Below are 15,943 nucleotides of genomic sequence, written 5' to 3' on the forward strand. Positions count from 1 at the left end.
AAATCGGTACGGGGGTAGAGAAACAGATGCGAAATTCGAAACAAGCAGCCTTGCAACTGATTAAAAAATACGGAACGAACAACCCTTTCAAAATCGCATCTCAGAAAAACATCCAAGTTCTCTTTGAGCCGCTCGGCAACATTCTCGGCTACTTCAGCACGTACAAACGAATCCGCTGCATCCATATCAACCAAGGTTTGGATAAATCCGGTCAGCGTTTTACGTGCGCGCATGAGCTCGGGCATGTGATCCTTCACCCGAAGGTGAATACGCCCTTCCTTCGCAGGAATACGCTCGTTTCGATCGACCGCATCGAAAGTGAAGCCAATCAGTTCGCCGTCGAGCTGCTGATGCCCGACGAACTCATTCTGGGCGGGATGACGATCTATGAAGCAGCAGCGGCCAGCGGCGTACCGCAGGAAGTGGCGCATTTAAAAAGTCTCCCGAAGCGGCAGCACAGCATCTGGAAAGGCGAAGACACGTATTTTTCGATCTAATCTTACATAAGAAAACTTAGGGCCGGTACTCCTTCGAGCAGGAAACACCGGCTTTTTTATCGAAAAAATCCTCATAGCAATAGACCGCTCCGCATGAGGGAACGGTCTATTTGTTGTCTGCTTGCTTTGCTATGTCAACTCAAACCCGCAATCCACTTCCAAAAATAAAGCCATTTCATACATCGCCGCAAGCCGCTGGCGGTCGTATGTATCCTTGGACATGCTCAGCCTGTCGCATACCTGCGTATCCGTCGGCGTGTTTTGCCGCATATATCGCGTTTCGATGATCGACCGCTGCTTGTCCGGCAGCAGGCTCAGCGCGATTTCCACGGAATCGCACACATAACTGCGGTGCATTTGCTCGTTCACGTTGTACACGGCGATCTGCGCAGTAGGATCGCTTACCACATTCGTCGCCCCGTGGTACCGCGGGTCATAGCTGGCGGTAGTCCGGGCTTCCCGGCGTTCGAAGCCGCTGTATTTGCAGCTCCGGTACAGAGCCAGCCGTTCTTCCATGGCGGCGCGGACGGCTTTTTTTTGCGCAAGCGTGAGCGTTTCGTTCATAGCGACCACCTTTCGGTTTCCCTGCATCATTTCTTGTTTTGTGTTAGTAAGATTATCACATCTTCTTGCTATTGGCAACAATATTTCCGATAATATTTACTAATAGCAAGTAAGAGTGTATACTAGAAGAACAAGAAAGGATGTGCGAGGATGAACGTTCAGCAATTCGGAGCCTATTTAAAAAGCTTGAGGGAAGCCAAAGGACTGACGCTTACCCAACTGGGCGATCTGATCGGCTACTCCAATCCTTATTTATCCCAGATCGAAACGGGCAAGAAAAAAAACATGCCCTCGCCCGAGCTGCTGGAGAAGCTGGTCGAACCGCTGGGCGTCGAGTATGCCGACCTGATGGCGGCCGCAGGCTACCGGAAGCTAGCCGACACCCACAAGTACCGGCAGGCGTTCCAAGACCTGCTCGATATTCTCGGGATCGACCTCGAAGGGATCGTTCAAGCTCTCCCCGTCATTCCCCGGGCGGCCATGAAAAGATTAGAACAGGAGTATCGCCCGTTTTTCGGCGACGATTTCGAGATTGCGCCGGACACGCTGCAAGCTTTGCTTCAGCAAGATCCGCCGAAGGTCGAGATTTACAAGCTCATCGGCCAATTGGAAAGCATGGCGGAGCAATTCCGAACGACCGGCGCGGACGCTGAAAAAACCGATACCCGGACGCTTGAGCATCTGTACGATATCGGCAAGTCGCTTCAATATGTTAACGGCCTCCAATACAACGGCCACTTGCTCACCGATCAAGACCGGCGACGTATTCTGGGGATGCTTAAGCTGCTGTTCCCGCAATACGAGGAGCAGGCCGACGATTGAGAAGGAACGCTACAGATGTTCGCGCTCCAGCGAAGCCCCTTTCTTCCGAAGCTGCAGCTGCACGAAGCCGTACGCGGATGAAACGAGCAGCACGAAGCCGGAAGCGATGTAAACCAGACGAACGCCGATCAGGTCCGTAACAATTCCGATCAAAGCAATGGAGAGCATCGTGATGAGCTGGATCAAGGTAGACCGGGCAGCCGCCAATTTGAGCAAGGTTTGCTCGTCCGAGCTATTTTGAACCATGGTCTCTTGCGCCAGATCGCGGATTTGATAAGCCGGACCCATTAACAGGACGAGCAGCAGCGCCAGCATGCTGTTCGATACGAACCCGTACAGCAATGTCAGCACACCGAACAGAGACGCTCCTAGCAGCATACTTGCGGTTAATCTTCCCCGCATCCGGCGGGAAAGCCGAAGGACGATCAAACCGCCGACGATGGTGCCTAAGTAGTAGCCGCCGTTAATGTATCCCCACCAGGCTTCACCTTCGTGCAGAGCCTCTTTGACAAAGGTTAACGTGACGGCTCCGATCCAGATCGTGCCGACCCACGATTCGATCAGATCCATCATGACGAGGACGCGCAATCCTTCATGCCTGTAAAGAATTTTCCAGCCTGCCGTCAGACCGGACACGAATCCTTGTCCCGTTCGAAGCCCTGCCGTTTCATGCCGCTTCCCGTATCGTTTTAGCAGGAACATACATCCGATCGATACGATGAGCAGAGCAAAAGTAATTCCAAGCCCCGTGCTTTGGCCCAAAAAGGTCAGCAGGACGCCACCCAAAGTCCAGCCGGCAAATTGGAACGTTTGATCCACCGTCGACAGCAAGCCGATTGCCTTCACCCGCTCATTCTCCGGTACGACGGCCCGGAGCAGCGAGCTTTTCACAGGCGAGAACCACCCGTTGAAAAAAGAAATCACCGCGAGCAGCACCATGATGGCAACCAAGCTCGAAGCCGAAACGCCCTGCGTCAGCATCAGCGCAAGACACAGGAGAACCACCAACTGCGTCGTTTGCGAAAAGATCAGCAGCGCGGGAAGCCGAAACCGTTCGGCAAACGACGGCAAAACAACACCGCTGACCATTCGCGAAATCGCGCTGATAAGTGTCACCGCAGCGGACAACGCCGTCGAACCGGTCTGCGCGTAAAGATGCATGACCACAACCATCGTATAAAGCGCAAAGCCAAGATTGGTTGCCGTTTGGCTGACCAATAAAGCGTAAAATGAACGGTTCAAGCGCAATCCCCCGCAGATTAAATATACTTTTTATACCATTATGTATGTTAAGTGTGCAGAATTTATTATAAAGGCGCCGGCTTGAGGAAGCAATTATTTTTTACAAAAGAAAATAGACCGGCCTCAACAAAGGCTGCGGTCTATTCTGTACTCAATATAAGCGGGTGATGGGAATCGAACCCACGCCACCAGCTTGGGAAGCTGGAGTTCTACCATTGAACTACACCCGCGCGAAGTTGTATTGGAATTATCGGCTTCTAATCCGGCTAAAATTCAGTGATCATACACCTTTTGTACGTTCACTACACTAACCATTTGCTTCACTTTAACCAAAGTATATAGGGTTCCATTCGACTTGTGTAGTGGTCAGAAATGATAAAAAGGTTAGTGATCAAATCATGTAAAATTATAGCCCTCACCATATTGATAAAGAGCTTCGTCAATTTTATTTCTCTCTCAGTATATCAAATATGCTCTCTGAATGAGATGAACTGGAAGTAAAATGGCATCAAGACATGTTGCATAAAATAAAAAATCAACAAACAAATAGCCCGGCTGAATTTTTTTGTGCTTCTTGAATAGCAGAACAAATACAAATACTATGATATTACGGATACCACCGAGGGAGAGTTGAAGTCATAGTGATTAAAGAAATCTTCAATAAATAACAAAAAGTTAGATTAGACGATATATGCCGAGAAAAGATCGCTTCTGTTTTTCCAAAGGTAAGAATTGCTGACGTGTTTAACATTTCAAAAAGTGGTCTTAGTAATGAATAATATGGTTTCGCACTTAAATCTCATTTTGACTTTATTGTATGTAATAATGATAGTTTGAATCCTTTATTTGCGTTAGAGTTTGACGGAGAAAGTCATACAACAGATATACAAAAAAATAGAGATTATATTAAAAACAGCTTATGTGAATGAACCAAATCCATTTCATTTGCAAAACGAAGAATATCAAAAAGGTAGCATAATGACTAAAACTGACTGAAACATAAGTTTAGAAAGCAGACTCAATTTGTTATTCAAGCAATGGCCTAGAAGTGGAAACCCGCTTCTGGGCCATTTTGAATTTTTATTTCTATTACCCTATCAGTTTAATAGTTTTCTTTTTTGCAAAAAGTAAAGCAGCCCAAAAACCGGACTGCTTGTTTGCGCATTTTTCAATGTCTTTTACTCCAATTTTTTCTAAAGATAAGTGGAGTAGCAAGCAAGAAAGCACCAACAATCGTAAAAATTGATCCATATGTGTATAGTGTGTTATTTTGTGCTGGTATAAGCATACCCATTAAATAAATTGATTCTCCACGTGCTGTAGTCGTAAACGCAATAATTCCATGATAGACCACAAACATACCAACGAGTATACTTAGTAACACAAAAAAGCGTTTCAACTCACTACACCTCCATTTTCAATACAAGGTAAGAATACCCTTTTTTTGTGAAAATGTAAAGTGTGTACTACTAATGTTATTATTGATATACATTTCCAGCCCCGTCGGAACCATAACCTTGAGAGCTGTTACCTGTTATTCTGATATGAAAACCTTTCCCATTAGGGATACCTTCGAAAGTTCTAGTATACCAAGTTCGTGAATCATTTTTATCGCTATCACCATTTACAATTTCTTCAATGCCCCATTCCTTCCAACCATACCATTTATCTTCTACTACTCTGTATTTATTGCTTGCTTCATGATCAAGTAGTCCTCCGTCATTTTGCCAGCCCTTTATTGTAACATGATTATTTTTATCTGTAACTTCAAAAGCATCCGTGGTATAAAGCACTGTATCTTTTTTAACATTGAAAAACTCGTAATAATCAACCGATCCGGCAGTAGAAATAAACGGAGCATTGAGAGCCTTGATCGTCGCAGCGTCTCCGTCACCAAGATACAGTTTCCAACTGTCGCCTTCTCTAATTACATTGACTTTTGCTTCAACAGGTATATTGGACTTATTTTCCATAGTCGCAACACTTACTTTGGATTCTGATTCTTTTACAACAGATAAAATCTGAACTTTGTTAAAATCAGTATTTTCCCTATATTCAGCATATTTTTTGAGTTGTATTTTCTTGTCAGGGTAACGTAAATCACGAACAAGATCAGCAGCAGTTGTGAAATCCTTTTCCTGCATTGCATTAAAATATTTTTGTACTATACCCTTCGCTTCTTGTTCTGGAGTTACTTTTGCTGCGAAACTTGAGTTTGCAAAAGAAGACATGCAAATGGTGGATACAGCAGTTAAAGTGAAAACTGACTTAAGAAAACTTTTTTTCATCGGAATTCTCCTTTATATGAGATTAAAACACCATATTAAGAATATAATTACTTTTAAGTAAAAAAATGGCGTTTCGATAATCATAAATATTGCAACGAATTTTTGTATGGATCAAAAGTTCTAAATTGCAAAATAGTAAATAAAAACCATTTCAATCCCTAAGAGGAAAACTATTATTGAATAATCACGAATGGCGTAAAAAGTACGCTCTCTTTGTTTAATGCGCCGTAGATTACCAAGCATCTGTTCGATATGATAGTCCGAAAAAGGCTTAATTATAATATCTTCCTTGGCATAATTACCTTTTTACAAACATTTTGCTTTTCGATAATAATTTCGTTTTCTTGTAACCAATTGTAGAAGTTTTTCAACACACGAAGCTTGTTATTGCTTGATGTCGCATTATTTCCATTTTCATTTTGTAGCTCAATTAGAAATGATTTCACCGTTAGTGATGAAATATCATGAATACTGACCATTTCGTTCTAAGTGCAGTAGTTTTGAAACATACTAAGAACAGAATCATAAACCTCTAGTGTATTAGATGACAGATTTTTGTATTTCTTGTCAGCAATAAATTCTTTAATGGCAAACTTAATCAACATAACAAAAAACACACCTTCCAAATGGGAATTTAGTGTCCCAAAAGGTTAGTGTGTTAACGTTCAAAAATGAAGTTTTAACCTGACCACAAACCAAACTTTACAACAAATCCTCAGTAAGCGGGTGATGGGAATCGAACCCACGCCACCAGCTTGGGAAGCTGGAGTTCTACCATTGAACTACACCCGCGCGAAAAGGGATTGCGCTTATTTATTATAAGCGTTCCCTCTCGTTTTGTCCAGTGGCACCCCGCTACTTAATCTCCCCGATCTGATCGAACGGATAATAACGGAACAGCGCCTTGCCGACAAGCTTGCTTTTGTCCACGAACGGCGTCGGCCACAGGTGCGAATCCAGACTGTCGTTGCGGTTGTCGCCAAGGAACAAATATTTCCCTTCCGGCACTTGAACCGGACCGAACCGGTATTTCATCGGCTCCTTCACATAAGGCTCGTCCACCTTCTCGCCATTGCGGTACAGTGCGCCGTCCTTCACTTCAATCGTATCGCCCGGCAGACCGATCAGCCGTTTGATGTAGCGCTTGTCTTCTTCTCCCTTAAGGGGCGGATAAAAGACGACGATATCGCCGAACTTAAAATCGGTTAGCGCGACCAGCTTTTCCACAAACACTTTATCGTCGAGCTGAATGGTCGGCAGCATCGAACCGGTCGGCACCTTCATCCCCTGCGCTACGTACGTGTTGAACGAAAAGCTGATGATGACGGCCAAGCCAAGCGGCGCGACCCATTCCTTCGCCCATCGCATCATTCGGTTCAAGAGCTTCTCCCTCGCCTTCTCAACGTCGTTTCTTTTAACTATACCGGAATCGAAGGAAAAGAGTATTAAAATAACCTTAAAATGAGAAATCCGCCCGACCGGCCGTTCGTCCTGCATTTGAAGCAGGCTATCGAATTAGGTAAAATCAGGGGGAAGCGCAAAAATCATTCACTCGAGGAGGGGTAATCGTTGAAATACCGGAAGCTGGGCAAAACGAACTTGAAGGTGTCCGTCATCGGGGTCGGCACATGGCAGTTCGGCGGCGAATGGGGCAAGCCATTTACCCAGGAGGAAGCGGACGCGATTCTGGACGAAGCCAAGGCGTGCGGCATCAATCTGATCGATACGGCGGAATGCTACGGGGACCATACGTCCGAATCGCTCATCGGCAGCTACATCTCCCGGGGACGGCGTGAAGATTGGGTCATTGCCACCAAGTTCGGGCATCAATTTCATGCCCATCTGGACCGGAGTCAGGAATGGTCGCCGCAAGCGGTGCTGGCTCAGCTCGATGCCTCGCTCAAAGCGCTCCGGACGGACTACATCGATCTTTATCAGTTTCATTCGGGCACAGACGAAGTCTTCGATCAGGACGAGCTGTGGACCATGCTGGATAAACAAGCGCAAGCGGGAAAAATACGGCATCTCGGCACGTCCATCGCCAGCAACGACAACCTCCATCAAACGGACGCCTCCGAACGCGTCAATTCAAAGGTTATTCAAGTCGTTTACAACCGGCTCGACCGCAAGCCGGAGGAGCGGGTCTTCCCGTCCTGCGAGCGGCAAGGACTCGGCGTACTGGCGCGCGTGCCGCTGGCCAGCGGCTACCTGAGCGGCAAGTACCAGCCCGGCGCCGCATTCGCGGAGAACGACGTCCGTCATCGGCACGACCCGGAGCAAACGCGGCTGAAGCTGGAGGAAGTGAAGCGCATCCGCGAGCACGAAGTGCCGGAAGGCATAGACATGGCGACTTGGGCGCTGGCTTGGTGCCTGAAACATCCTGCGGTCAGCGCGGTGATTCCGGGCTGCAAAAGCCGCCAGCAGGTCATCGCCAATGCCGCTGCTGCGCAGTATGTCGGCGACGGTCACCCGCAGGCTTGGCAGGAAACGAACAGCTGATTGCCTAAGCTGCCGCAATCCGGCTTCCAGGAAGCCAAGCAAGAACTCTCCTTGCAATCGGCAAAAGAAACCAAAACAAGCGTTCCGGCCCTCGTATTGGACGAGGCTGGAACGCTTGTTTGTTTGCTTGATCCTTTAAGCGGGAGACCGCAGCATCAGATCGGTGAATTCGTTTGCCGGAACCGGCTTGCTGTAAATATAGCCTTGGATTTCCCTGCACTTGATATCGAGCAGGAAGGAGAGCTGCTCCTCCGTCTCGACCCCTTCGGCGATAACGTCCAGCTTCAGGCTGAGCGCCATGGCCATAATCGCCTGGACGATAGCCGCGTCGTCGGGATCGACCGTGATGTCGCGGACAAACTGCTGTGCAATTTTCAACTTGTCGATCGGAAACTTCTTGAGATAATTGAGGGACGAATAGCCCGTGCCAAAGTCGTCCATCGAGATATGTACGCCGAGCTCGCGCAAGGTTTGCAGCTTTTGAATGACTTGATCCACATGGTACATCGCAATGCCTTCGGTAATTTCCAGCTCCAGATATTGCGGCTCCAGCCCGCTTTCCTGCAGCGCGTCAAGAACGACTTGGACGAAATCATGCTGGTGAAATTGTATCGGGGAGATATTCACCGCCATCTTCAAAGGCGGAAAGCCGGCGAGTTGCCATGCCTTGTTCTGCTTACAAGCCGTCCGCAGCACCCATTGTCCGATCGGAATGATCAGTCCCGTCTCTTCGGCCAGCGGAATAAATTCGCCCGGCGAGATAAAGCCAAGCCGCGGATGGTTCCAACGGATGAGCGCTTCCATTCCGTTCATGCGGGTTGTGAAAATATCGACCTGCGGTTGGTAATACAAGACGAACTCTTCCTGCTCCAGCGCTTTGTTCAGCCACTCTTCCATCACCAGCTTCTGAATGACCGTATCGTTCATTTCGGCCTTATAGAACTGATAGCCGTTCTTCCCGAGCTCCTTGGCCCGGTACATGGCCGTATCGGCATTTTTCATCAGCGTAATCGGATCTTCCCCGTCCTGCGGATACATCGCGATTCCGATACTGCAGCCCACACGAAGCTCATGGCCGTCTATGGCAAAGGGCTGGCTGAGCAGATGAATGATTTTCTGCGCCACTTTCTCGGCATCTTGCGGCTGCGGCATATCCTTGATCAGCACGGTGAATTCGTCCCCGCCTTGCCGCGACACGCAATCTCCTGCCCGCAGCCCGCTTTTGAGGCGTTCCGCCGCTTCCGTCAACAGAAGATCGCCGAACGCGTGGCCGAACGTATCGTTGACGTTCTTAAACCGGTCCAGATCGATGAACATCACGGACAGCTTGCTCCCTGACAGCTTTGCCGCCCGAATCGACGTGCCGACGCTTTGCTGGAATTTCTGGCGGTTCGGCAGCCCGGTCAGCATATCGTGATAGGCGAGGTACGTAAGCTGGCGTACCGTAAACTCCCGGTTGCGCATATCCGTCAGCACGAAGTAAAGGATCGGCGCCGTGAGCAGAGCGAGCCCCGCGAGATCGGCCGTTGTTCTCGTCAAGTCGGCGGTTTCCCATGACGCATAGCGCACCGCCAATTCCACCAGCTCCGCGAACACCACAATAAAGACGGCCGGAGCCAGCGCCCGAATCGGCTTGGTGCTGTTTTTCCGAACGGACGCATTCAGGATCGGCGCGACCAACAGCACGGTCAAGCCCGATGTCATGAAGTCCAGCGGGTCATTAGGCACACCAAGCAATTGTTTGAGCGAAAGCAGCACGATTTCCACCCCGGCCATGACGCACCACAGATGCAGAAGCGCAGCGTGACGGTACAGTTTATGCCACCATTCCCGCAGCAGACCCGAACCTACAGGACTCCGTTTTTTTGCCATGTCGATCCTCTGCTTCCTCTTATGAAGGGTTTTCTTTTATTCTAATTCCCCGGAACCAAAAGAACAAGAGGATTTTAGTCATAAAGACCCATGTTTTCCGACATGAAACGAGAAAATTCTACAATTTCTTTGTATCAAAATTACGCTCAATACACGCGGAACATTTGTTCATATACCGTTTCGTCGTCATTGCTGTCAAGAACCCGTACCTCCACCTTCCAATGGCCGGGATAAGGCAAATATGCGCCGCGGGCTTTATACGTATGTCTTTTTAACCCGAACGACTCCTCGAAGCTCACATCCTCCGTATATTCGACAGGCACCAAGAGCGGGGCAATTTCCGGATTGTCCGTCGCCTGCAGCTTCATGATCACGTGCTTCGGTTTGCCGAGCTTTTCGGGCAGCCACACTTTGACGGTAAAATCGTTGACCCCCGGCACGTTCGGACTGATTTGGGCCGTCATATGGATTTTCTCGCCCATCACATGCCAGTTCATCGGCTCGTTAGCCGGAAGTGGGGTTAAATAAGTAAATACGCCGACCACTCCGACAATAAGCGTCATCAGCACGGCATCGACTCCGAGCAGCCGGCCTGCCCGCCGTTCGCTGCTTTTGCGGAACAAGAAGCGGATCAGCGCCGCGGTCACGACGACCAGCAGCACGAGCCCGGTCTTCGCCAGAAGCAGCTTGCCCCACCCGGTCTCGACGATATACCGCACATCCGGGAGAAAAATGAACACGGTCAGCACGCCGGAGACCGTAAGCAGCAAGATGCTGATCAGCGCCGCCGTGGAGAAGCGCGGAAGGAACCGTTTGCCCGTCTCCTTATCCGTGCGCCACAAGACGAGCAGCATCAGCAGGCCTCCGACCCACACCGATGAGGCGGCCAGATGAAGCCAGTCCAGCACGAGCGTTTCGCTTTTCGGTTCGAAGGCGGCCGCGTGCCCGAGCAGGCTTTTGGCGAACCAGACAAGCGCGAGCCAGATATAGTCGAGAAAGACGCTGCGATGCAGGACGATAAAGGACAGCAGCGCTAGCAGCAGTCCACCGAGCCAGGCGTAGCCGACCGTCGTTTGGGTGAACAAACGCAGCAGCCCTTGCGCTCCCCCGTCGCCGATCAGATCGCCCATATGCGCCCACATGAACAAAATATATGCGATCAAATAGAGCTGCTGCAGCCGTTCCGCCCACTGCCTCAGCCGGACGCGGGCCGGATCCGTTTGTTCTCCGGGAGCGAACCAGCGCAGCCAGAGCAGCCAGCCCGTAAAGCCGAGCAAAGCCAAATAAAACAAAATACGCGAGCCGAACTGCAGTACATCTTTCACTCCAAACGTACTTATCGGACCGTCGTGGCGGTGCAAATGCTCGATCGCGGGCGCACTGCCGCTGACGCCCGACGGCTGGTCCAAGCTTTGGCCGACCGCGAACAAATAAGTGCCGTCCACGGGATGCCCGTCCGCCGAGATGACGTGATAAGTCACCACATAGATGCCTTTGGCAAGTCCGGGCAGGTCCAGGGTCAAGGTCGTGCGGGTATCGTTCATCACGGCCGCTTTATCCGTCACCTTGCGCTTGCTGCCGTCGTAGACCCTTAAATAATACAGCCCCTCCTCCAGACGCTCGTTAAACGTCAAGACCACCTGCTCCGGCGGCTGCTCCAGCTCCGCGCCGCTTGCCGGAACCGTCTGCACGAGAGACGCGTGCGCTCCGGCCGGAGCCGCAGACCCAAGCAGGAACAGGAGGCCGAACCCGACGATCAGCAGCCATAAGGCGATCCTTCTGTACGACTCTCCCCAATTCCCTCTCCATTCCATTCGTAACTCCTCCTATCGTTCACCGGAGACCCGGCGTCATCCTCCCATGACTTCGATTTTCATCACAAAAAAAGGCAGGTTTCCCATAGCCCATAGTAAATGTAGCATAAAACGCAATAACAAACCAAATTCGGCGTTTTTTCGCGATTTTGTCCTAATCAATTGGCGATTCCCGGCCGAAATAATAGATTGACAGAGAAGCGGCGATGCGGTAAATTCATGATATTGCCTCGCGAAAACAACTACATATTGTAGGTGCAAGAATCAATAACTACGACATATTGTGGAAAACTCGTTAGGGAACTGCCAAAGTAACGAAGCCGCACCCGTACGGTTCGTCAAGCCTGACCGGCGGCGAACCGGCAGAACGACAGGAAGACGCTTTGAGGCGGGACCCTGCTTGTTGCCAACAAGTGACGCTTCGAAGAAGCGTTGAGCTTGTTGAGAAAGTGGTCGTTTACAAAAATAGAGATGCATACGGAGGTGGGGTATCCACTGGAGAAGCGATAGCGGCCGCCTTTGTCTTCGGGAAATGTCCGCTATTAAGCGGCTTCCAATCAAATTTCCCGAGGACAAGAGCGGTCGGAAGTGGATACCCCACCCCATCGTAACCTCTATTATCTCATCTGACCACTTTCTCAACAGCCTGGACGCTTCGAAGAAGCGTTAGCGGCATGCGTCTGCCTGCAAGGCGGCGGCATGCTTTTTCTTTGAACATTCCAAAGGAGCTGAATGCATGATCATCGTAAAACGGGACGGCACGAAGGAAGAACTCGTGTTCGCAAAAATGAAAAAAGTCATCGACTTCGCGTGCGAAGCTTATCCGGAATGCGATCCGCTCGAGCTGGAAACCGCTCTCCTGCCCTTGTTCCGCAACGGGATTACGACCAAGGAAATCCAGCGCCTGCTCATTCAGGTGGCCGTGGAAAAAACAAGCGTCGAGCAGCCGAACTGGCAGTATGTCGCCGCCAAGCTGCTTTCCTACGATCTTTATAAGGAAGCCCGCTTAAACCGCAAATACGGCCATTTCGGCTATGGCGATCTGTATTCGTTGATTACCTATTTGACCGATATGGGCTTGTACGGCAAATACATTCTGGAGCATTACAGCCGGGAAGAAATTCAGGAGCTCGGCGCTTACATCAAGCCGGAGCGCGATTACCTGCTGAACTACATCGGCCTCAAAACGCTCGCCGACCGCTATCTGATCAAGGGGCTGGACAAAGAAGTGCTTGAGCTGCCGCAGGAGCTGTTCATGGGCGTTGCGATGCACCTGGCCATGAAGGAAACAGATAAGCTGCGTTGGGCGAAGCAGTTCTACGACGTGCTCAGCAATCTGGAGATGACGGTGGCGACTCCGACGCTGGCGAACGCCCGCAAGCCTCTGCATCAGCTCTCCAGCTGCTTTATCGATACGGTGCCGGACAACCTGTGGGGCATTTACAATGTGGATCAAAGCTTTGCGCAGGTATCCAAGCACGGCGGCGGCATGGGCATCTATGTCGGCAAAGTGCGCAGCCGCGGCTCCAACATCCGAGGATTCAAAGGCGTCGCCGGCGGCGTCGTGCCTTGGATCAAGAACTACAACAATACGGCCATCGCCGTCGACCAGCTTGGCGTCCGTTCCGGAGCCGTCGCCGTCTACCTCGACGTGTGGCATAAGGATATTTTGGACTTCCTGAACCTGAAGACGAACAACGGCGACGACCGGATGAAAGCCCATGACATTTTTCCGGGCGTCTGTATCCCCGATCTGTTCATGAAAACGGTCGAGGAGCGCGGCACGTGGTACTTGTTCGATCCGCACGAAGTGCGCAAGGTCAAAGGCTACTCCATCGAGGATTCCTGGGGCGAGGAATTCGAAAGCCGCTACTGGGATTGCGTGAACGACGACAAACTGTCGAAGGACGAAATTCCGGCGATCGACATCATGAAGCGTATCCTGACCAGCTCGTTCGAGACCGGCACGCCGTTCGTGTTCTTCCGCGATACGGTGAACCGCGCCAACCCGAATAAGCACAAAGGCATGATCTACTGCTCGAACCTGTGTACCGAAATTTGCCAAAACATGAGCGCCACCGAAATGATCCAAACGGAGCACGAGGACGGCATCATTACGACGAAGATGAAAAGCGGGGATTTCGTCGTCTGCAACCTGTCTTCGACCAACCTCGGCCGCGTCTACACGAAGGAAGACATCGAGCGCGTCGTTACGACGCAGATGCGGATGATGGACAACGTCATCGACCTGAACTACTACCCGATTCCGCAAGCGGAAATTACGAATAAAAAGTACCGTGCGGTCGGCCTTGGCTCCAGCGGATATCATCAAATGCTGGCTCAGCTCAAAATTCAATGGGAATCCGACGAGCATGTGCAGAAAGCCGACGAAGTGTACGAGTGGATGAACTATTACGCCATCAAAGCGTCGATGGAAATCGCCAAAGAAAAAGGCGCCTATCCCGTATTCGAGGGCAGCGAATGGCAGACCGGCGCTTACTTCGAAGCCCGCGGCTACAACAGTCCGGAATGGCTGGAATTGAAGGAGCAGGTCGCGAAGCACGGCGTCCGCAACGGCTGGATGTTCGCCATCGCGCCGACGGCATCCACCTCGCTCATCGCCGGCTCGACGGCCGGAATCGACCCGATCTTCAACAAGTTTTTCGTCGAGGAGAAGAAGAACGCCGTCATCCCGCAAACCGCGCCTAACCTGAACCCGGAGACGATGTGGTTCTATAAGGAAGCGCACCGGATCGACCAGCACTGGAGCATCCGCGCCGCCGGCGCCCGTCAGCGCCATATCGACCAGTCGCAATCGTTCAACCTGTACATCACACCAGAGCTGTCCGCGCGCGAGTTTCTGGAAATGTACATGGCCGCTTGGAAGCACGGCCTGAAAACCGTTTACTACTGCCGCAACAAAAGCCTCGAAGTCGAGGATTGCGTAAGCTGCAGCGCTTAAACGAACTACCAACAATCCGTTAGGGCCGGGCGCGCTTGAGCGCCCCTCCCCAACGAAAAAGACCGGAGTTCGCGGGCGGCAGAGCGAAGGGCGCCGCCCAATGAACTCCAACGCTCTAAACGTAAAGCGTGTACATAAGACTCTTTGCAGCTGCAAAGAGTCTTATGTACGAAAGCGATCCACCATCAAACATCACTCACCTGCACGTTGTCGAACCAACGACAGCTTTGGGGGTCCAGGGGGCAGCGTCCCCTGGGGTCCCCCTTGCAGGGGGATTTAGGGGGTAGACCAACCAATGGAGCTTCAAAAGAAAAAGCTTTTTAACGAGCACGGCGACCGGGATTGGGGCAAGCGCCGCATGATCGGCGGCAACACGACGAACCTGATCGAGCTGAATAACGTCAAATACGACTGGGCCACCAAAATGTACCGCACGATGATGAACAACTTCTGGATTCCCGAAGAAATCCCGCTCGCGCAGGATGCGAAGGACTACAAGTTCCTTTCGCCCGAGGAACGCCAAAGCTACGACAAAATCATCAGCTTCCTGATCTTTCTCGATTCGCTGCAAACGGCCAACCTGCCGAATATCAACGAGTACATCACGGCTCCGGAAGTCAACCTGTGCCTGACCGTGCAGACGTTCCAGGAAGCTGTGCACAGCCAGAGCTATTCGTACATCCTCGACAGCGTCTGCTCGGCGGAGGTGCGCGACGACATCTACAACCAATGGCGCGAGGACAAGCATTTGCTGCGCCGCAACCGGTTTATCACCGACCTGTACGAACGGTTCATCGAGACGCCTTCGACGGAAAACCTGATGCGCACCATCATGGCCAACTACATTCTCGAAGGCATCTATTTTTACAGCGGCTTCAGCTTCTTCTACGCGCTCGGACGCCAAGGCAAGATGCTCGGCACCGTCTCGGAGATCAAATACATCCAGCGCGACGAGCTGACGCATCTGGCGCTGTTCCAGAACATTTTCCGCGAAATCCGCAAGGAAAATCCGGAGCTGTTCACGGACGAGCTGATCGAAGACCTGCGCCAAATGATGAAGACGGCCGTCCAGCACGAGATCGAATGGGGCCAATACATCACGAACAACAACATTCACGGTCTGAGCAACGACATCATCGACCAGTACATCAAATATTTGTCCAACGAGCGCCTGCGCAAGCTCGGCCTGGAAATTTTGTACCCCGAAGTCGTCGAGCATCCGATGAAGTGGGTCGAGACGTTCAGCAACATGAACAGCATGAAAACGGACTTTTTCGAGCAAAAGGTGACCAACTACAGCAAATCGTCCAACTTGAACTGGGACGATCTGTAAGCCGGCTCCCCTACGCTTACCGACTAACGAAAGCATCCCGCTTCCTTTGC

12 protein-coding genes, 2 tRNA genes and 1 pseudogene are annotated in these 15,943 nt (G+C 50.8%); 6 read left to right on the top strand and 9 right to left on the bottom strand.

Annotated features, from left to right (window positions below; all coding sequences use genetic code 11):
• The first annotated feature begins 26 nt into the window (after nt 1-26).
• Nucleotides 27-497 carry an ImmA/IrrE family metallo-endopeptidase gene (locus tag PEH01S_RS11475; RefSeq protein ID WP_025853081.1) on the top strand — a complete coding sequence of 157 codons (471 nt, stop codon included), beginning with the start codon at nt 27-29 and terminating at the stop codon, nt 495-497.
• 129 nt (nt 498-626) lie between these two features.
• Here the strand turns inward: PEH01S_RS11475 and PEH01S_RS11480 are convergent, their stop codons facing one another.
• Nucleotides 627-1,061 carry an ArpU family phage packaging/lysis transcriptional regulator gene (locus tag PEH01S_RS11480; protein ID WP_164827788.1) on the bottom strand — a complete coding sequence of 145 codons (435 nt, stop codon included), beginning with the start codon at nt 1,059-1,061 and terminating at the stop codon, nt 627-629.
• A 150-nt stretch (nt 1,062-1,211) separates the two neighbouring features.
• Between PEH01S_RS11480 and PEH01S_RS11485 the strand changes: the two genes are divergently transcribed.
• Nucleotides 1,212-1,883: a helix-turn-helix domain-containing protein gene (locus PEH01S_RS11485; RefSeq protein ID WP_127485546.1), complete on the top strand. Its 672-nt coding sequence runs from the start codon at nt 1,212-1,214 to the stop codon at nt 1,881-1,883.
• Nucleotides 1,884-1,892: 9 nt separating this feature from the next.
• On the opposite strand, the gene PEH01S_RS11490 is transcribed toward PEH01S_RS11485, so the two are convergent.
• Nucleotides 1,893-3,125, bottom strand: coding sequence for an MFS transporter (locus PEH01S_RS11490; protein WP_127485548.1), 1,233 nt, complete (start codon nt 3,123-3,125; stop codon nt 1,893-1,895).
• 159 nt (nt 3,126-3,284) lie between these two features.
• Nucleotides 3,285-3,355: transfer RNA gene (locus PEH01S_RS11495), tRNA-Gly, on the bottom strand.
• 576 nt (nt 3,356-3,931) lie between these two features.
• Between PEH01S_RS11495 and PEH01S_RS36140 the strand changes: the two are divergent.
• Nucleotides 3,932-4,054 (top strand): annotated as a pseudogene (locus PEH01S_RS36140) (DUF2726 domain-containing protein); the annotation flags it as partial.
• A gap of 239 nt (nt 4,055-4,293) precedes the next feature.
• Here the strand turns inward: PEH01S_RS36140 and PEH01S_RS11505 are convergent.
• The 4 genes from PEH01S_RS11505 to lepB all read right to left on the bottom strand — a co-directional run bounded on the left by PEH01S_RS11505 (nt 4,294) and on the right by lepB (nt 6,784).
• Nucleotides 4,294-4,524 (bottom strand): hypothetical protein, encoded by a 231-nt coding sequence (locus tag PEH01S_RS11505; protein WP_127485550.1) that lies wholly within the window; start codon nt 4,522-4,524, stop codon nt 4,294-4,296.
• A 79-nt stretch (nt 4,525-4,603) separates the two neighbouring features.
• Nucleotides 4,604-5,413, bottom strand: a complete 810-nt coding sequence (locus tag PEH01S_RS35395; RefSeq protein ID WP_246062886.1) for a hypothetical protein — start codon at nt 5,411-5,413, stop codon at nt 4,604-4,606.
• 721 nt (nt 5,414-6,134) lie between these two features.
• Nucleotides 6,135-6,205, bottom strand: a tRNA-Gly gene (locus PEH01S_RS11515).
• A 63-nt stretch (nt 6,206-6,268) separates the two neighbouring features.
• A complete protein-coding gene (lepB, locus tag PEH01S_RS11520; protein ID WP_084159750.1) occupies nt 6,269-6,784 on the bottom strand; it encodes a signal peptidase I in 516 nt (171 codons plus the stop codon).
• A gap of 198 nt (nt 6,785-6,982) precedes the next feature.
• Between lepB and PEH01S_RS11525 the strand changes: the two genes are divergently transcribed.
• Nucleotides 6,983-7,912 (top strand): aldo/keto reductase, encoded by a 930-nt coding sequence (locus PEH01S_RS11525; protein WP_127485552.1) that lies wholly within the window; start codon nt 6,983-6,985, stop codon nt 7,910-7,912.
• A gap of 135 nt (nt 7,913-8,047) precedes the next feature.
• Here the strand turns inward: PEH01S_RS11525 and PEH01S_RS11530 are convergent, their stop codons facing one another.
• Complete coding sequence (locus PEH01S_RS11530) at nt 8,048-9,784, bottom strand: putative bifunctional diguanylate cyclase/phosphodiesterase (RefSeq protein WP_127485554.1); 1,737 nt, start codon at nt 9,782-9,784, stop codon at nt 8,048-8,050.
• A 146-nt stretch (nt 9,785-9,930) separates the two neighbouring features.
• Nucleotides 9,931-11,598, bottom strand: coding sequence for a copper resistance CopC/CopD family protein (locus tag PEH01S_RS11535; protein ID WP_127485556.1), 1,668 nt, complete (start codon nt 11,596-11,598; stop codon nt 9,931-9,933).
• Between the two features lie 736 nt (nt 11,599-12,334).
• On the opposite strand from PEH01S_RS11535, the gene PEH01S_RS11540 reads away from it, so the two are divergent.
• Entirely contained in the window at nt 12,335-14,560 is a 2,226-nt protein-coding gene (locus tag PEH01S_RS11540; RefSeq protein WP_127485558.1) for a ribonucleoside-diphosphate reductase subunit alpha, read from the top strand.
• Nucleotides 14,561-14,855: 295 nt separating this feature from the next.
• Nucleotides 14,856-15,893 (top strand): ribonucleotide-diphosphate reductase subunit beta, encoded by a 1,038-nt coding sequence (locus tag PEH01S_RS11545; RefSeq protein WP_025853071.1) that lies wholly within the window; start codon nt 14,856-14,858, stop codon nt 15,891-15,893.
• Nucleotides 15,894-15,943: the final 50 nt, after the last annotated feature.

The sequence above is a fragment of the Paenibacillus ehimensis NBRC 15659 genome, from assembly GCF_004000785.1.
Lineage (GTDB): Bacteria > Bacillota > Bacilli > Paenibacillales > NBRC-103111 > Paenibacillus_G > Paenibacillus_G ehimensis.